General features: G+C 60.3%; 17 protein-coding genes. 12 read left to right on the top strand and 5 right to left on the bottom strand.

Annotated elements, in window-relative coordinates; all coding sequences use genetic code 11:
- The first annotated feature begins 22 nt into the window (after positions 1-22).
- The 4 genes from JNB85_RS18360 to JNB85_RS18345 all read left to right on the top strand — a co-directional run bounded on the left by JNB85_RS18360 (position 23) and on the right by JNB85_RS18345 (position 3734).
- The gene (locus JNB85_RS18360; RefSeq protein ID WP_220335743.1) at positions 23-808 is read left to right on the top strand and encodes a rhomboid family intramembrane serine protease; all 786 of its coding nucleotides are present in this window, start codon (positions 23-25) and stop codon (positions 806-808) included.
- A gap of 183 nt (positions 809-991) precedes the next feature.
- Complete coding sequence (locus JNB85_RS18355) at positions 992-1753, top strand: electron transfer flavoprotein subunit beta/FixA family protein (protein WP_220335742.1); 762 nt, start codon at positions 992-994, stop codon at positions 1751-1753.
- 22 nt (positions 1754-1775) lie between these two features.
- Complete coding sequence (locus JNB85_RS18350; protein ID WP_220335741.1) at positions 1776-2705, top strand: electron transfer flavoprotein subunit alpha/FixB family protein; 930 nt, start codon at positions 1776-1778, stop codon at positions 2703-2705.
- 147 nt (positions 2706-2852) lie between these two features.
- On the top strand, positions 2853-3734 hold the full coding sequence (locus tag JNB85_RS18345) for a 3-hydroxybutyryl-CoA dehydrogenase (protein ID WP_220335740.1): 882 nt from the start codon (positions 2853-2855) through the stop codon (positions 3732-3734).
- 180 nt (positions 3735-3914) lie between these two features.
- On the opposite strand, the gene tlpA is transcribed toward JNB85_RS18345, so the two are convergent.
- Positions 3915-4577 (bottom strand): thiol:disulfide interchange protein TlpA, encoded by a 663-nt coding sequence (gene tlpA / locus JNB85_RS18340; RefSeq protein ID WP_220335739.1) that lies wholly within the window; start codon positions 4575-4577, stop codon positions 3915-3917.
- A 26-nt stretch (positions 4578-4603) separates the two neighbouring features.
- Here tlpA and argH point away from each other — a divergent pair, with 26 nt between their 5' ends.
- The 4 genes from argH (at position 4604) to JNB85_RS18320 (ending at position 10416) form a co-directional block, all read left to right on the top strand.
- Entirely contained in the window at positions 4604-6007 is a 1404-nt protein-coding gene (gene argH / locus JNB85_RS18335) for an argininosuccinate lyase (RefSeq protein WP_220335738.1), read from the top strand.
- A 131-nt stretch (positions 6008-6138) separates the two neighbouring features.
- A complete protein-coding gene (lptM, locus tag JNB85_RS18330; RefSeq protein WP_183749609.1) occupies positions 6139-6333 on the top strand; it encodes an LPS translocon maturation chaperone LptM in 195 nt (64 codons plus the stop codon).
- A gap of 12 nt (positions 6334-6345) precedes the next feature.
- Positions 6346-7614 (top strand): diaminopimelate decarboxylase, encoded by a 1269-nt coding sequence (gene lysA, locus JNB85_RS18325; protein ID WP_220335737.1) that lies wholly within the window; start codon positions 6346-6348, stop codon positions 7612-7614.
- A 168-nt stretch (positions 7615-7782) separates the two neighbouring features.
- A complete protein-coding gene (locus JNB85_RS18320; protein ID WP_220335736.1) occupies positions 7783-10416 on the top strand; it encodes a TIGR02302 family protein in 2634 nt (877 codons plus the stop codon).
- A 57-nt stretch (positions 10417-10473) separates the two neighbouring features.
- On the opposite strand, the gene JNB85_RS18315 is transcribed toward JNB85_RS18320, so the two are convergent.
- The 3 genes from JNB85_RS18315 to JNB85_RS18305 form a co-directional block, all read right to left on the bottom strand.
- A complete protein-coding gene (locus JNB85_RS18315; RefSeq protein ID WP_183749606.1) occupies positions 10474-10833 on the bottom strand; it encodes a response regulator in 360 nt (119 codons plus the stop codon).
- Positions 10834-10951: 118 nt separating this feature from the next.
- Complete coding sequence (gene hpt / locus JNB85_RS18310; protein WP_220335735.1) at positions 10952-11494, bottom strand: hypoxanthine phosphoribosyltransferase; 543 nt, start codon at positions 11492-11494, stop codon at positions 10952-10954.
- A gap of 110 nt (positions 11495-11604) precedes the next feature.
- On the bottom strand, positions 11605-12267 hold the full coding sequence (locus tag JNB85_RS18305; protein ID WP_220335734.1) for a hypothetical protein: 663 nt from the start codon (positions 12265-12267) through the stop codon (positions 11605-11607).
- A gap of 205 nt (positions 12268-12472) precedes the next feature.
- Here JNB85_RS18305 and ftsE point away from each other — a divergent pair, with 205 nt between their 5' ends.
- The 4 genes from ftsE to JNB85_RS18285 all read left to right on the top strand — a co-directional run bounded on the left by ftsE (position 12473) and on the right by JNB85_RS18285 (position 15919).
- Positions 12473-13132, top strand: coding sequence for a cell division ATP-binding protein FtsE (gene ftsE, locus JNB85_RS18300; protein WP_183749604.1), 660 nt, complete (start codon positions 12473-12475; stop codon positions 13130-13132).
- A gap of 67 nt (positions 13133-13199) precedes the next feature.
- Positions 13200-14147: a cell division protein FtsX gene (locus JNB85_RS18295; RefSeq protein ID WP_420852279.1), complete on the top strand. Its 948-nt coding sequence runs from the start codon at positions 13200-13202 to the stop codon at positions 14145-14147.
- A 67-nt stretch (positions 14148-14214) separates the two neighbouring features.
- Positions 14215-14928 (top strand): YdcF family protein, encoded by a 714-nt coding sequence (locus JNB85_RS18290; RefSeq protein ID WP_220335732.1) that lies wholly within the window; start codon positions 14215-14217, stop codon positions 14926-14928.
- A gap of 193 nt (positions 14929-15121) precedes the next feature.
- A complete protein-coding gene (locus JNB85_RS18285) occupies positions 15122-15919 on the top strand; it encodes a lysophospholipid acyltransferase family protein (RefSeq protein ID WP_220335731.1) in 798 nt (265 codons plus the stop codon).
- Here the strand turns inward: JNB85_RS18285 and JNB85_RS18280 are convergent.
- The gene (locus JNB85_RS18280) at positions 15916-16449 is read right to left on the bottom strand and encodes a gamma-glutamylcyclotransferase (RefSeq protein WP_220335730.1); all 534 of its coding nucleotides are present in this window, start codon (positions 16447-16449) and stop codon (positions 15916-15918) included. The two genes, JNB85_RS18285 and JNB85_RS18280, sit on opposite strands and share 4 nt — an antisense overlap.

The raw sequence follows: 16449 nt of genomic DNA, 5'->3' as shown, positions 1-16449 counted from the left end.
CGATCGCCCGGGGCAGGCCTTCATGTTCATACCGCTGCACGATGCCAATACGCTGAAGCACATCAAGGTTCAGTGGGTCACACTCGGCCTGATGGCGGCAAACATTGCCGCCTGGCTCTTCACGGCTGTTGAGAGCGAGCAGGTTGCCCAGGCCGCAATCATCGGCCTTGGCTATATCCCGGCTATCATCTTCGGCCACGCCGAGCTAGCGCCGGGACTGGAGATCGTGCCGGAAGCAGCGACCTACATCACCTACTCCTTCATCCACATGGGTTTCTGGCATCTTGCCGGCAACATGATCTTCCTCTGGGTCTTCGGCGACAATGTCGAGGATGCAATGGGACACTTACGTTTCCTCGCCTTCTACCTCGCCTGCGCTGCTGCCGGTGCCTTCTGCCATGGCCTGCTGTCGACGACGTCGGAAGCGCCCCTTGTCGGTGCATCGGGCGCAATCTCCGGCGTGGTGGCGGCCTATCTGATGCTGCATCCGCGCGTGCGGGTCTGGGTGCTGGTCTTTTTCCGCGTGCCATTACCGCTGCCGGCCTTCATCCCGCTCCTGCTCTGGGTCGGTCAGCAGTTTTTCATGCTGTTGATCGATCCTGATGGTAATGTCTCGTGGGGCGCACATGTCGGCGGAATCATCGGGGGTACCCTGCTCATTCTTATCCTGCGCCGGCCGGGCGTGCCGCTATTCGACCGGCAGATCGTCATGCCGCGCGCCGTCAGGGATCGGCCGAGTCCCATTCGCATCACCGCCTCGGGCATGCCTGTGCCGCTGCGCCTGCCCTGGGATCGGGACAAGCTTTAATATTGACGTGAACGTAAACGTTAATATATTGCCATCCAAATCGACAGATTGCGTTACGGAAGCGTTGTATTTGGAGGAAAAACGCGTATCCATGTCGCCATTCGACAATCGGAGCAGCGCTCGAGCGCGCATTTTCCCAGACGTCTCTGTTGAAGGCCCATCTCTGTTCGAAGGAAGGACCCCATGAAAATTCTCGTCCCAGTCAAGCGCGTTGTCGATTACAACGTGAAGATCCGCGTCAAGCCGGATGGCTCGGGCGTCGACCTTGCCAACGTCAAGATGTCGATGAACCCGTTCGACGAGATTTCGGTCGAGGAAGCCCTTCGCCTGAAGGAAGCCGGCAAGGCCGAGGAAGTGATCGTCGTCTCGATCGGCCCGGCCAAGGCAGAGGAAACTTTACGCACCGCGCTCGCCATGGGCGCCGACCGCGCCATCCTCGTCGAGACCGATGACGCCGTCGAGCCGCTCACTGTGGCAAAGATCCTCAAGGGTATTGCAGACGCCGAAAAGCCGGGCCTTGTTATTGTCGGCAAGCAGGCGATCGACGACGATTCCAACCAGACCGGCCAGATGCTGGCAGCCCTCCTCGGCTCCGCACAGGCGACCTTTGCCTCCAAGATCGCGATCGAGGGCGCCGGAGATGCAGGAACCGCCACCGTCACCCGCGAAATCGACGGCGGCCTGCAGACGATCAAGGTCAAGCTTCCGGCTGTCGTGACAACCGACCTGCGCTTGAACGAGCCACGCTACGCCACGCTGCCAAATATCATGAAAGCGAAGAAGAAGCCGCTCGACAAGAAGATCCCTGCCGATTTCGGCGTTTCCACTGCGCCACGCCTCAAGGTGCTGAAGACGGAAGAACCGTCCGGGCGCAAGGCAGGCGTGAAGGTGAAGTCGGTCGCCGAGCTTGTCGACAAGCTCAAGAACGAAGCCGGCGTCCTCTAAGGTTCGAGAAAGGAATACGACCATGGCCATTCTTCTTCTGGCTGACCACGACAACGCAACCCTTTCCGACCAGACTGCCAAGGCCCTGACGGCAGCAACACAGATCGGTGGAGATGTTCACGTTCTCGTTGCCGGTAAAGGCGCGAAGACAGCAGCAGACGCAGCTGCCAAGCTTGCCGGCGTTTCCAAAGTATTGCTCGCCGAGAGCGACGAACTCGCCAACAACCTCGCCGAGCCGCTTGGCGACCTGATCGTCTCTCTAGCCGGCAACTACGACACGATCGTCGCCGCGGCGACGTCCACCGGCAAGAATGTCATGCCGCGCGTCGCCGCTCTGCTCGATGTCGCCCAGGTCTCCGAAATCATCGAAGTGGTCGCGCCGGATACATTCAAGCGTCCGATCTATGCCGGCAATGCGATCCAGACGGTGCAGACGACCGACGCCAAGAAGGTCATCACAGTGCGTACCGCCTCCTTCGCTTCTGCCGGCGAGGGCGGTTCGGCTGCCGTCGACGCAATCCCGGCCGTTTCCGATCCGGGCCTTTCGAACTTCGTATCCGACGCGCTGTCGGCCTCCGAACGTCCGGAGCTGACTTCCGCCAAGATCATCATTTCCGGCGGTCGCGCGCTCGGTTCGGCCGAGAAATTCAAGGAAGTGATCCTTCCGGTTGCCGACAAGCTCGGTGCGGCCGTCGGCGCTTCGCGCGCCGCGGTTGACGCCGGTTACGCTCCCAACGACTGGCAGGTCGGCCAGACCGGCAAGGTCGTCGCGCCGCAGCTTTACATCGCGTGCGGCATCTCGGGCGCCATTCAGCATCTCGCCGGCATGAAGGACTCTAAGGTCATCGTCGCGATCAACAAGGACGAGGAAGCTCCGATCTTCCAGATTGCCGACTATGGACTTGTCGCCGATCTCTTCGACGTCCTGCCGGAACTCGAAAAAGCCCTCTGATCGGGCACATTGCCTTCTTTTCGCACTTGCGAATGACTGGAAAATTGTCTTCTATCGGTCTACTACTTTTGCCGGGCGATCTTTCGTCCGGCAATTTCATATAAGAATACCGGCAGCGCGGAGGTGTATGCCGGGCGGGGGTTAGAGATGAGTGCGGTGTTGAAGAATATTGGTATCATCGGTGCGGGCCAGATGGGCTGCGGCATCGCGCATGTTTCGGCCGCCGCAGGATACAAGGTTCACATCTACGATCTGTCGCAGGATCGTATCGAGTCCGGCCTTGCCACCATCAACGGCAATTTTGCGCGCCAGGTAACGAACGGCAAGATGACCGATGAAGAGCGCAGCGCAGCGCTTGCGCGCATCACCGGCTCAGCCGATGTCAACGATCTTGCCCCCTCCGATCTTCTGATCGAGGCGGCGACCGAGGATGAAAGCGTCAAGCGCAAGATCTATGCGCAGGTCTGTCCGGTGCTGAAGCCGGAAGCGATCCTCGCCACCAACACCTCCTCGCTGTCGATCACGCGTCTTGCGGCCGCAACAGACCGCCCCGAGCGCTTCATGGGCATCCACTTCATGAACCCGGTTCCGGTCATGAAGCTGGTGGAGCTGGTGCGCGGCATCGCGACTGAGGAGGCAACCTTCTCTGCCGCCAGGGAATTCGTCGCATCGTTGGAAAAAACCGTCACGGTCGCCGAGGATTTCCCAGCCTTCATCGTCAACCGTATCCTGCTGCCGATGATCAACGAAGCCATCTATACACTCTACGAAGGTGTCGGCACGGTCGATGCCATCGATACCGCCATGAAGCTCGGCGCCAATCATCCGATGGGGCCGCTGCAGCTTGCCGATTTTATTGGCCTCGATACCTGCCTGTCGATCATGCAGGTTCTGCATGACGGCCTCGCCGACAGCAAATACCGCCCTTGCCCGCTGCTGGTGAAATATGTCGAAGCCGGCTGGCTCGGCCGCAAATCCGGCCGCGGCTTCTACGACTATCGTGGCGAAACGCCGGTTCCGACCCGCTAAGCAAATCATCGCCTGAAAAGGCGAGTGGAACAAACGTCCGAGACATGCTTTCCTTGCCGTGAACGGAAGGAAAATGCCATGTCGAGCGAATTGCCGATGTTCCTGCTGCAGTGCTGTGTCCTGATCGGACTTGCAGGCGTCTTCCTCATTCGCGGCGCCGGCGACCCCTGACCGGCATCCTTACGACCCTACGGCACCCTTGATCAGCGCCTTGGCGTCCTCGCTGTCCCACACGGCCGGGCCATTCATGGCCGAGATCAGGCAACCCTTGTCATCGAGCAGCAGCGTCACCGGGAGACCAAAGGCGAGGCCTTCCTTCTTCAGGCTATTGAAAACACCGATCGTATTGTCACGGTAGAGCTGCAAAGCATCCACACCGATTTCGCTGAGAAATGCCTTCGGCTTTTCATCGTCACCGGTGTCGATATTCACAGGCACGACCTGGAACTTGTCGTTGCCCATCTCCTTCTCCAGCGCATTCAGCGCCGGCATCTCCTCGCGACAGGGCACGCACCATGTGGCCCAGAGATTGAGAAGCACGGTCTTGCCCGAGAAATGATCGAGCGTCATCGGCTTGCCATCGGGACCGTTGAAGGCAACGGTTTCGAGCTTCTTCGGCTGGTTGGCGGCGACCATGGCTGCAACCTGGCCCTTCATGAGGGGGCTGAGACTAGCAGCACGCTCCTTCGTCAGCGGGCATTCGGCCGAGGCCGTATCGCTGACGCCATTGCCAATGCCCGCCTCCTTCACGTATACCGCTGCCGCACCGGCAACGATGCCTGCAACGGCAGCGATTGCGATCAGTTTCACGGACGGCAGGCCGAAGGGTTTTTTGGTCGTCATTTCATTCTCCAGGACGGGCATCTTCCATGGCCGAGGACAATACGAACACCAAATCCTCCAACCAGATGTGGGGCGGACGTTTTGCCTCCGGCCCCGACGCGATCATGGAGGAGATAAATGCCTCGATCGGTTTCGACAAGAAGCTGTTTGCCCAGGATATCCGCGGATCGATCGCTCACGCCACGATGCTCGCCCATCAGGGCATCATTTCTGCGGACGATAAGGACAAGATCGTTCACGGGCTAAACACGATCCTGTCAGAAATCGAAAGCGGCAATTTCGAATTCTCCCGCCAGCTCGAAGACATTCACATGAATGTCGAGGCGAGGCTTGCGACCCTGATCGGCCCCGCGGCCGGCCGCCTGCACACGGCCCGCTCGCGCAATGACCAGGTAGCCCTCGACTTCCGCCTCTGGGTGAAGGAAGAGCTGCAGAAAACCGAGGCCATGCTGACCGATCTGATTACAGCCTTCCTCGATCGTGCCGAGGAACATGCAGACAGCGTCATGCCCGGCTTTACGCACCTGCAGACCGCCCAGCCGGTCACATTCGGCCATCACTGCATGGCCTATGTGGAAATGTTCGGCCGCGACCGCTCCCGCGTTCGCCACGCGATCGAACATCTGGATGAGAGCCCGATCGGTGCGGCAGCGCTCGCCGGCACCGGCTACGCGATCGACCGCCACATGACGGCCAAGGCCCTCGGCTTCCGTGAGCCGACCCGCAACTCGATCGACACGGTCTCCGACCGTGATTTCGCCATCGAATTCCTGGCAATCGCCGCAATCTGCGCCGTGCATCTGTCGCGCCTTGCCGAGGAAATCGTCATCTGGTCGACGCCGCAATTCGGCTTCGTGCGCCTCTCCGACGCCTTCTCGACCGGTTCTTCCATTATGCCGCAGAAGAAGAACCCGGATGCGGCCGAGCTGGTGCGCGCCAAGACCGGCCGCATCAACGGCTCGCTGATCGCCCTGCTGACGATCATGAAGGGCCTGCCGCTTGCCTATTCCAAGGACATGCAGGAAGACAAGGAGCAGGTCTTCGACGCTGCCGAAAGCCTGGAGCTTGCGATCGCCGCCATGACCGGCATGGTGCGCGACATGACGATCAATACGATCAGAATGAAAGCGGCTGCCGGCGCCGGCTATTCGACCGCAACCGACCTCGCGGACTGGCTGGTGCGCGAGGCGGGCCTTCCGTTCCGCGACGCCCACCATGTCACCGGCCGCGCGGTGGCCCTTGCCGAAAGCAAGGGCTGCGATCTCTCGGAGCTTCCGCTCGCCGATCTGCAGGCAATCAATCCCGCCATCACCGAAAAGGTCTATGACGTGTTGACGGTCGAAGCTTCGGTCGCCAGCCGCAAGAGCTTCGGCGGCACGGCACCGTCCGAAGTGAGGAAGCAGATCGACTATTGGCGCACCCGTAACTAACGCATTTCCCGGCGGAGCGGAAAACGGTTCGTCCGGGAATGCGTGCAGCACGAAGCTTCAACAATCAGGGTGCACAAGGCTGATAAACTTCGCTATGAAGATGCCAGCCAGTGCCCGATATGAGGATATCCATGCAGACGAGCTTGCCGCATTTCATCCGCCTTACGGTGGTTTTTGCCGTCATCGGCCTTGCCGTTGCCGGATGCGGCCGCAAAGGTGACCTCGATCCGCCGAGCGCGAACGCCTCGAAGGGCGGCGATATCTCCAAGCCGACGAAACAGCCCGGTACCGTCGACAAGCCTTTCCTCCTCGATCCCCTTCTTTAAGGCCCGACTCCCGTGAACCATTTCCAGCACCGCGACGGCATTCTCTACGCCGAGAACGTTCCCGTTCCCGAGATCGCCAAAGCGGTCGGTACGCCCTTCTATGTCTACTCGACAGCAACGCTCGAGCGCCATTACCGGGTTTTCTCCGAGGCTTTCGGCGATGTCGATTCCATGGTCTGCTATGCGATGAAGGCCAATTCGAACCAGGCCGTACTGAAGACGCTCGGCCGGCTCGGCGCCGGCATCGATGTGGTTTCCGAAGGCGAGCTGCGCCGTGCGCTTGCGGCCGGAATTCCCGCCGATCGCATCATGTTCTCCGGCGTCGGCAAGACGCCGAATGAGATGGATTACGCGCTGGAAGCCGGCATCTACTGCTTCAACGTCGAATCCGAACCGGAACTCGAAGTGCTGAACCAACGTGCCGTGCGCGCCGGTAAGAAGGCGCCCGTTTCCTTCCGCATCAATCCCGATGTCGATGCCCGCACCCATGCGAAGATTTCGACAGGCAAGAAGGAAAACAAGTTCGGCATCTCCTGGGAGCGCGCCCGGGCCATCTATGCCCGCGCAGCAAACCTGCCCGGCATCGAAGTAACCGGCATCGACATGCATATCGGCAGCCAGATCACTGAGCTGCAGCCCTTCGATGATGCCTTCAAGCTATTGCACGATCTGGTCAACACGCTGCGCGCCGATGGCCACAATATCCACCACGTCGATATCGGCGGCGGTCTCGGCATTCCCTATAGGGACGATAACAACCCGCCGCCCTTGCCGGATGCCTATGCCGCAATCGTCAAGAACCAGCTTCGCGCTCTGAACTGCAAGATCGTTACTGAGCCCGGCCGCCTGATCGTCGGCAATGCCGGTATCCTTGTGACAGAAGTCATCTACATAAAGGATGGCGGCGAGAAGACTTTCGTGATCGTCGACGGCGCGATGAACGACCTTATCCGCCCGACACTCTATGAAGCCTATCATGAGATCCGTCCCGTGGTGATTTCGGCCGCCAACGCGCCGCGCATTCGTGCCGATGTCGTCGGCCCCGTCTGCGAAACCGGCGATTACCTCGCGCTCGACCGGGAAATGGCGGCCCCAAAGCCGGGCGATCTCCTCGCCGTCGGCACGGCCGGCGCCTATGGCGCAGTTCAGGCAGGCACCTATAACAGCCGCCTTCTGGTGCCCGAAGTCCTGGTCAAGGGTGATGAATTCCATGTGGTTCGCCCCCGCCGGACCTATTCGGAGCTGATCGGTCTCGATTCCGTTCCAGCTTGGCTGGACTAAAAGCCGCAATCACTTTTTGGCGACCACACGCGAAATACCGGTATTGACGGATGCTCGCCCTCGCCTTCGCCACAAAGAGTGTTATCCTTTTCTTTCGTGAGCGTATTGCCCAGCAATCGCCGGAAGCGCCCTCTGTTCCCTGAACACCAGATCGCGGAGACCGGATTGATGACAAGCCCCGCAAGGCAGAAGAAAGGCGCATTCGCGCTTCAACCCTCTCTTGCGCGGCTGGTGGCGGCAAAACGTTTCCTGGCCCGGCTCGTGCTTTTCGCCGAGCAGGTCCTTCCGTCGCTGGTGCCCGCTCTTTCCGTCATCGCGATTTATCTCTCGGTCTCCTGGTTCGGCTTCTTCCGCATCCTGCCGGACTGGCTGCGGGTCCTCCTTCTGATCGCCTTTGCTGCCGGCTTCCTTGTTTCTCTGCTGCCGTTCCGCAATCTTCGCTGGCCGCGGATTGTCGATGCCGACCGCATGCTGGAAGAACGTAACGGCCTGCCGCATCAGCCAGTCATGGTGCAGGAGGATGAACCCGCCTTCGATACACCGTTCTCCCGTACCCTGTGGCGTGAACACCAGACGCGCATGGCGCGGAAGATCGCGACATTGGACGCCGGCCTGCCGCGACCCGATATCGCCCGACACGACCGCTTTGCGTTGCGTGCCATTCCGGCGCTGCTGGTCGTCACCGCATTCGGTTATTCACTGTCGATCAACGGCGGCTCCGTCGCCGACGCATTCCAGCCTGCACCCGCGCACGTAACAAGCAATCCGGCCGTGCGTATCGATGCATGGGTGACCCCGCCTTCCTATACCGGCCGCGCACCGATCTATCTGACGACTGACGGCAGTGAACAGGCGCCGATCAGTGTTCCGCAGTTTTCCAGCCTGACGGTGCGCGTCAGTGGCGGCCAATCGACCGAGAAGGTGCTGTTCAGAAAGGCCGATGGCGAAAGCCAGGAAATCGCTGTCCAGGAAGACACGCGGCCGCAGCAGCCGGCCACAAATGCCGATACCGAACAGGCGTCAGGCACGCCAGTTGCACCTCAGTTGATGGCGCAGACGCACGTCATGAAGCTCGAGGAAAATGGCGCGCTGCAGGCAAACGGCCGCACCTGGAATTTCGACGTGCTGCCCGACAAGGCGCCGGAAATCGGCTTCGACGGCATGCCGCGCCGCACCGTCAACGGCGCGCTGGAAATCGGCTTTACGGTGAAGGACGATTACGGCGTGCAGGAAGCCCGTGCCGAGATCGGGCCGGTCGAATCCGATCCTTCGGCAACACCGCTCTTTCCGCTGCCGGAATTCCGGCTGGAAATTCCCCGCCGCAATGCACGTGACGGCAAGGGCTTGACCAGCAAGAACCTGACCGAACACCCGCTCGCCGGCAAACGCGTGCGCATCACCCTCGTCGCCAAGGATGCCGCCGGGCAGACCGGCCGCAGCCCGCCCTATGAGATGATCATGCCGTCGCGTCCGTTCAGCGAACCGCTGGCTGCCGCCGTCGCCGAAGAGCGCCAGACCTTCGCTCTCGATATCCGCAAGATGCCCGAGGCGATCGCCCTCAACGAAGCCCTGACGATCCGGCCCGAGGAGACGATCCCGAACACCACCCATTACCTGCTGATCGAGTCCGCACTGACCCGCATGAAGCTTGCCAAGGGTGATGAGCAGCTCAAGGATACGGCTCAATATCTCTGGGACATCGCGCTTGGAATCGAGGAAGGCGATCTTTCGCTTGCCGAACGGCGGCTGCGCGACGCCCAGCAGAACCTTGCCGATGCGCTGAACCGCAATGCGCCAGACGCCGAAATCAAGAAGCTGATGGACGAGCTTCGGAAAGCGATGCAGGACTATATGAGCGAGCTCGCCCAGCGCCTGCAGAATATGCCGATGCAGCCGAACCAGAATGCCCAGAATTTCCTGCGCCAGCAGGATTTGCAGCGCATGATGGACCAGATTGAAAATCTGGCACGCTCCGGCAATCGCGATGCCGCCCAGCAGATGCTCTCCGATCTGCAGCGTCTGATGAACAACCTGCAGACGGCGCGCCCGCAGCGCGGCCAGCAGCAGGAAAACAGCCAGCTGACCCAGCAGATGAATAAACTCGGTCAGATCCTGCGCGACCAGCAGAAGCTGATGGATGAGACCTTCCGCCTCGACCAGCGGTTACGCGACCGCATGCAGCGCGGCGATCCAGACATGGACGACATGATGCCCGGCGAAGAGGGCCAGCAGCAACAGCAGCAGGGTCAACAGCAGCAGCAGGGCCAGCAGCCCGGCGACCAGATGACGGCCGAGCAACTGCGCGAAGCGTTAAAACAACTCCGTACCCAGCAGGATGCGCTTGGCAAGCAGTTGCAGGAACTGCAGAAGGGCCTTGGCGATATGGGTATGAAGCCGGGCGAAGGCTTCGGTCAGGCGCAGCGCGAAATGGAAGGCGCCGGCCGTGACCTCGGCCAAGGCAACGGCAGCAGCGCCGTGGAAGGTCAGGGACGGGCGCTTGAAGCCCTGCGGCAAGGCGCCCGCGACATGATGAGCCAGATGATGCAGGCGCAGCAAGGTCAACAAGGACAGCAGGGTCCGAACGGCCAGCTCGGCCAAGGCAACCAGAACGGACGCGATCCGCTCGGCCGCCCCCGCCAGACCGATCTCGGGCCGGATATGAACAACGATGTGAAGATACCCGACGAGATCGATGTTCAGCGTGCCCGAGAGATTCTCGACGCTATTCGAGAAAAGCTGGGCAACAATCCGACTCAGGCAATCGAACGGCAATATCTCGAGCGTCTGCTGGATATTCAGTGATGCTTGAAGATGTGGGAGCTGTTGGCGTGCCTTAAAGCACGCCCACGCCACAAAATGTTAAGCCACCAGAGCCCGCGCTACGGCCTTGCGGATGTCAGGCAGGGCGAACGGCTTCGGCACGACATCAATGATCTTTTCGGCGAGATCGTCGGCCCGTTCGCGCTGCTCGGCGTAGCCCGTCATCAGCAGGATTTTCAGCGCGGGAAAGGCGTCCTTGGCCTGATGCGCAAGTTCGATGCCGTCCATGACCGGCATGCGAATATCGGAGAGCAGCAGATCGTAGCTGCCGCCCTTCAGCTTTTCCAGCCCTTCCGCCCCATCGGCGGCTTCATCGGTCTCATGACCGTCAAGGCGTAGTGCCCGGGCTACGAAAATACGAAGGGAATCTTCGTCTTCCGTGATCAGAATTTTTGCCATCTGTGCATTGCTCCGTCGTCATGCCCCGCGACGGAGATCGCATGCGGTTCCCTAGCGATCGGTAAACATATCAGGCCGATCGACGGAATGGTTAACAAGCCGTCTTGAAGGAGGACGCTTACGCGTCGCCGGTAACCACGCCGACGAAGGGCAGCTCGCGGAACGCATAGGCGACATCCATGCCGTAACCGACGACGAAATAGTCAGGGCACTCGAAACCGACATAATCAGCTTCCAGCTTTTCCTTGCGCTTCACACTCTTGTCGAGCAGTACGGCGATGGTGACGTTGCGCGCCCCACGCTCATAGAGCAGTTCCTTGGCGAACAGCAGCGTGCGGCCGGATTCAAGTATATCGTCGATCAGCAGAACGTCACGATCCTTCACGTCACTGTCGATATCCTTGACGATACGCACCCCCTGCGACACCGTACCGGTGCCATAGCTCGAGAGCGTGATGAATTCTACTTCGGGAGCAAGGCCGGTATCGTGCAGGGCGCGCAGCAGATCGGCTGCGAAAATGAAAGAACCCTTGAGTATAGCGATAACCAGGAGGTCCTTCGTCGGACCGGCGGCGATCTCCTGCGCCATGGAGTGATTGCGCTCGGCGATCTGCTCGGCGGTGAAGAGCGGCTCGATGTTTTTTCCGCGCACGACAGGCATAAAGGCTTGCTCCATAAAATGAAGGGTAAGCCGTTAGCACATTAATTTCGGCGACACACCCCGCAAGGAGAGGTTTTCCTATCGATCAGCCTAAAAGCGCCTGCCGGCGATCACGGCATGAAGGAAAGCCGAACCTCCGGCAGCTTGCCGCCGGCATGCTGCACGCGGGTGGAAAAACCCCGGCTCTGCCCGGCATAGATGGCGTCCGTCGGCGGCTCGATGACGACGCTGGCAGTCAGCCGCTCGTCTGCGACGAGGTCGGCACGGATCGGCTTGACCTGTTGTGTCACGCCGCTTGCGTTCTCGATGATGCCATTGATCAGCAGGATGCGCATGCCATTGGCGTCGCGCGGGGTAATCGTCACATGTGAGAAGTGGAGCGCAGCAGCAGGCGACGCTCCGCTGTTCGAAAGACCGGAAAATCCGCCGGCAAGCCCGAAGACCAGTACGAAGAGCGAGATCACCAGTGCCGCAAAGCCCCGTAGCGACGCCCGTTGCAGCCAGACCTCCATACCGCGCACGACTGCGGCAGCGGTGGCAAGCAAGACCGGAGGCCGAGCCTTTGACGGGACGCGACGGCGATTGTCGTTATGGGTCGCATCACGGGCACTGACAGATGCACCTTGTGACCGCGCCTTGCCGACGACAATGAATTCGGCATCGGCAACGTCATCCCTGCGCGACATGCGGCGGGGTTGGCGGATACCGGGCTCCGGCGGCAGAAAATCATAGGCCCGGCCGGCGGCCTGTCGTCTGAAGGAGGATGCTTCCATGGTGGCGGCCTCTCGGATGTCCACATGGTTTCACTGCCTGAGACAATCTTGGCATTGAAACGAATCCAGCCCAGTCGTAAATTTAAATGGTTAATGCTTCGCAAAGATCGCCATCAAACGGGCGTCTTTCCGGCAAAATTTACCGGCTGTTAACGGTGTTGGTTAACAAGTCATGCGGTGAAACCACGAAAGACTGAGCTGCCCGTTGATCCACTTCGAGAATGTCGGTTTGCGATATGGCATGGGTCCGGAAATCCTCCGCGACCTGACCTTCGACATCCCGAAAAAGTCGTTTCAGTTTCTAACTGGCCCCTCCGGCGCCGGGAAGACGACGCTTCTGCGCCTGCTTTTCATGTCACTGCAGCCGACCCGCGGCCTGATCCGCATGTTCGGACGCGACATCTCCGAAATCCCGCGTCCTGAACTGCCGCTGCTGCGCCGCCGCGTCGGCCTTGTCTTTCAGGATTTTCGTCTCCTCGACCATCTGACGACCTATGAAAATGTGGCCCTGCCGCTTCGCGTGCGCGGCAAGGATGAAAGTACCTACAAGACTGACGTGCTGGAACTTTTGAAATGGGTCGGTCTTGGCGAACGCATCAACGTGCTGCCGCCCGTGCTCTCAGGTGGCGAGAAGCAGCGCGCTGCAATCGCCCGCGCATTGATGGATCGACCGGAAGTGCTGCTTGCCGACGAGCCGACCGGCAATGTCGATCCACCTATGGCCAAGCGCCTGCTGAACCTTTTCATGGAACTCAATCGTCTGGGCACCGCCGTGGTGATCGCCACTCACGATCTCTCGCTGATGGACCAGGTAGAAGCCCGCCGCATGATCCTCTCGGAAGGGCATCTCGATATTTATGACTAAAACGCCGACCAGGACCCGAGCAAAGGTGCCCGCCGCTGCTCCTGCCCAGCAGCCCAAGCGCCCGGAGATGCGCGTGCGCCCGACGGCGCCGATCCTGCCGCCATCGAACATTCAAGGCAATGCGCTGATGGTCGTCATCGCCATCATGGCCTTCCTCGCCTGCCTGACGCTCGGGGGCGTCAGCATGGTTCGCTCGACGGCAGCGAGCTGGGAAAGCCAGATCTCCCGCGAAATCACCATTCAGATCAAGCCAGACGACAATCTGGATATGGAAAAAACTCTCGTTCAGGCCCGTGATATCGCGCTGACCTTCGTCGGCACGAAGAGTGGGCAGATCGTCGATGAAGCCGCCACCGCGCGCCTTCTGGAGCCCTGGCTCGGCAGCGGCCTCGACATCAAGGAACTCCCCGTGCCGCGACTGGTGATCATCACCATCGACGAGAACCATCCGCCCGACTTTGCGGCAATGCGGGATCTCCTGAAGGAAAGCGTTCCGCAAGCCTTCCTCGACGATCACCGCACCTGGGTCGACCGGCTGGTAGCGATGGCTCGCACCACGGTCATGATCGGTACCGGCATCCTGCTGCTTGTTTTTGCCGCGATGGTGCTGACGGTGGTCTTTGCCACGCGCGGCGTGCTCTCGGGCAACCGCCACATCGTCGAAGTGTTGCATTTCGTCGGTGCCGAGAGCTCCTTCGTCGCAACGGAATTCCAGAAGCATTTCCTGAAGATCAGCCTCAAGGGTTCGGCGATCGGCAGTGCACTGGCCGCCCTCTTTTTCGCCGGCGCCGGCTTCTTGCAGAGCAAGACACTGGCCACGCCGGAAACCGATCAGGCAACGGCCCTCTTCGGTACTTTTTCGGTCGGCGTCCTCGGCTATCTCGGCATCTTCGCGACGATGATCGTCATCGCACTGCTGACGACGCTCACGGCGCGGCTCACCGTCATGCGCACAATCTATGAAATCGATACATTGCGTTCCGATCCAACACGCGCGGACGGCATCGTGAATTAGCCGCAGCCATGCCTTTTTGCCATCAAAGCGTCTGTTCCGCGCCGCAATCAGCGTATAATCACGACCCATGACGATGGGCCATACGACACGCAATCCGATTCGCCCGGAGCCGGAGCTTGAACGCCCCGAGAGCGTTTCGCCGCGGCGTGGCCCGGTCCGTCGCGTCTTGCGCTGGATGGGCTTCTCCTGCGTGTTGCTCGCAGCGCTGATCTTTGGCGGCTTTTTGCGCTTCGCAGATTCGGTGACGACGCTGAAGCCCCCCGCCGAGCCGAGGGCAGACGCAATCATCGTGCTGACCGGCGGTTATCAGCGCATCGATCAGGCCGTCGAGCTCCTGCAGAAAGGCGCCGGCAAGCGGTTGCTTATCTCGGGGGCGCATCCGTCCACCACACCGACGCAGATCCGCAAGATGACTCAAGGGCCTGCCGATCTTTTCTCCTGCTGTGTCGACATCGGCTACGACGCTCTCGATACGATCGGCAATGCGGAGGAGGCGTCGAACTGGATCCACGACAGAGGCTACAAGAGCATACTCGTCGTCACCAATAACTACCACATGCCGCGCAGCCTCGCAGAACTCGCCTATGTGGATCCCGACATCGAATTCATCCCCTATCCTGTCGTCAATTCCGATCTGAAGACACGTGATTGGTTTATCGATCCGAATGCCTTGCGCGTCATGCTGGCCGAATACGCCAAGTTGCTGATGGCCGGCGCGCGCAACATCCTCGGCCTGCGCCATACCGGCCTGCGTTCCGCCAGCCTGGCCGGCCAGAGCTGACGCTTTTACGCGCTACAGCATCGGCCTGAAAATCGAAATCGATTTTCAGAAAGCCTGATGCGTGAATTCAATGAGTTAGAGCGTCCTTTGTGCGTCCTAATGGACGCACAGCGCTGTAACGGCAATCAGGCGCTTTTTCTGATAGATAATATCGTGTAGGCCGGTCGGCGTGACCGTGCTTCGGGAAAGTTTCATGATCGCTCTGCGTTCCGTTCTGTTCAACACGATCTTCTATGCCAACCTCATCGTCAGGATGATCGTGCTCTCTCCCTTCTACTTCATCGCGCCGCGCAAGCTCGCCTACAACGTCCCCAAGAACTGGGCGCGCTCGAACCATTGGCTGATGCGGGTGATCGTAGGCACCACCTTCGAGATCGAGGGCTTGGAGAACCTGCCCGATGGCAGCTACATCCTTGCGCCGAAGCATCAGTCCTTCTGGGACACCTATGCGCTGCTGCCCAACCTCAAGGACCCGGTCTATATCCTCAAGCGCGAGCTAATGTGGATCCCGCTGTTCGGTTGGTATGCCAAGAGGCAGCGCATGATCCCGGTCGATCGTGGCGCACGCGGCAAGGTGATGGTGGAGGTCCTGAAGCGCACCAAAGAAGAGCTCGCCACCGGCCGCCAGCTCATCATCTATCCCGAGGGCACGCGACGCCCACCGGGTGCCGAGCCAATGTACAAATATGGCATCGCCCGCATGTACCGCGATTTGAAGCTCCCGGTCGTGCCCATCGTCATGCATCCCGGTCTGTTCTGGCCGCGCCGCAGCACCATGCGTTATCCCGGTCATTTCAAGGTGCAGATCCTGCCGCCCATCATGCCCGGCATGGATCCCGACGCCTTCTTCGCCCATCTGATCGACGTGACGGAAAGCGCCAGCGATCAGCTTCTGATCGATACCGTGGAGCGCAATCCGCATGTTCCGCTGCCGCCGACCGCCGTTGAACGGCTGGCTGAACTGCGCAAAAAAAGGGCTGTTACTGCTTAAGCTGTGTTACGCAGCCGCATAACTTCCTGGACCACCTGCTCTAGCCACTGGTCGCGGATACCCATCTCCTTGAGATGTGCCAGCGTGTTGAAGACATAGGCATCGTTCGGCCCCGACTGGCCGACCGAAACGTTGACGATTCGCGCGGCGGCAAGCGCATCCAGCGCGCCGGCATATTGCTCATGCGCACGATCGACCACATAGGCGACGGCCCGCACGCTGCGACCATCGGGAAGCTGTAGCGGCAGGTGCCGTTCGAGATAGACGTTGGTGACGAGTTCGCGGGCGCGCAGATAGTCGATCACCTCGTCCCTATTGTCGGGAGCGACCCGGAAGGCCGTGCCACGGCAGGCACCACCCCTGTCTAGGCCGAGGACGAGACCGGGATTTTCACGACTGCCGCGATGGACGAAGGAGCGGACGCAGAGCGAGCGCCGGTAACCACGAACCAGGGCCTGCCATCGCTCGACGAATTCGAAGCCCGGATTCCACATCAACGAGCCGTAGCCAAATACCCAAAATTCGTCCAT

The sequence above is a fragment of the Rhizobium mesosinicum genome (genome assembly GCF_019511345.1).
Lineage (GTDB): Bacteria > Pseudomonadota > Alphaproteobacteria > Rhizobiales > Rhizobiaceae > Rhizobium > Rhizobium mesosinicum.
Note: the sequence above shows the minus strand (reverse complement) of the source record. Positions and strands in the feature narration are given on the sequence as shown.

What these genes read in the sequence shown, in the direction of transcription:
- JNB85_RS18360 (WP_220335743.1), top strand. Translation starts at nt 23, where the DNA reads ATGTTCATACCGCTGCACGATGCCAATACGCTGAAGCACATCAAGGTT.
- JNB85_RS18355 (WP_220335742.1), top strand. Translation starts at nt 992, where the DNA reads ATGAAAATTCTCGTCCCAGTCAAGCGCGTTGTCGATTACAACGTGAAG.
- JNB85_RS18350 (WP_220335741.1), top strand. Translation starts at nt 1,776, where the DNA reads ATGGCCATTCTTCTTCTGGCTGACCACGACAACGCAACCCTTTCCGAC.
- JNB85_RS18345 (WP_220335740.1), top strand. Translation starts at nt 2,853, where the DNA reads ATGAGTGCGGTGTTGAAGAATATTGGTATCATCGGTGCGGGCCAGATG.
- tlpA (WP_220335739.1), bottom strand. Translation starts at nt 4,577, where the DNA reads ATGACGACCAAAAAACCCTTCGGCCTGCCGTCCGTGAAACTGATCGCA.
- argH (WP_220335738.1), top strand. Translation starts at nt 4,604, where the DNA reads ATGGCCGAGGACAATACGAACACCAAATCCTCCAACCAGATGTGGGGC.
- lptM (WP_183749609.1), top strand. Translation starts at nt 6,139, where the DNA reads ATGCAGACGAGCTTGCCGCATTTCATCCGCCTTACGGTGGTTTTTGCC.
- JNB85_RS18320 (WP_220335736.1), top strand. Translation starts at nt 7,783, where the DNA reads ATGACAAGCCCCGCAAGGCAGAAGAAAGGCGCATTCGCGCTTCAACCC.
- JNB85_RS18315 (WP_183749606.1), bottom strand. Translation starts at nt 10,833, where the DNA reads ATGGCAAAAATTCTGATCACGGAAGACGAAGATTCCCTTCGTATTTTC.
- hpt (WP_220335735.1), bottom strand. Translation starts at nt 11,494, where the DNA reads ATGCCTGTCGTGCGCGGAAAAAACATCGAGCCGCTCTTCACCGCCGAG.
- JNB85_RS18305 (WP_220335734.1), bottom strand. Translation starts at nt 12,267, where the DNA reads ATGGAAGCATCCTCCTTCAGACGACAGGCCGCCGGCCGGGCCTATGAT.
- JNB85_RS18295 (WP_420852279.1), top strand. Translation starts at nt 13,200, where the DNA reads ATGCGCGTGCGCCCGACGGCGCCGATCCTGCCGCCATCGAACATTCAA.
- JNB85_RS18290 (WP_220335732.1), top strand. Translation starts at nt 14,215, where the DNA reads ATGACGATGGGCCATACGACACGCAATCCGATTCGCCCGGAGCCGGAG.
- JNB85_RS18285 (WP_220335731.1), top strand. Translation starts at nt 15,122, where the DNA reads ATGATCGCTCTGCGTTCCGTTCTGTTCAACACGATCTTCTATGCCAAC.
- JNB85_RS18280 (WP_220335730.1), bottom strand. Translation starts at nt 16,449, where the DNA reads ATGGACGAATTTTGGGTATTTGGCTACGGCTCGTTGATGTGGAATCCG.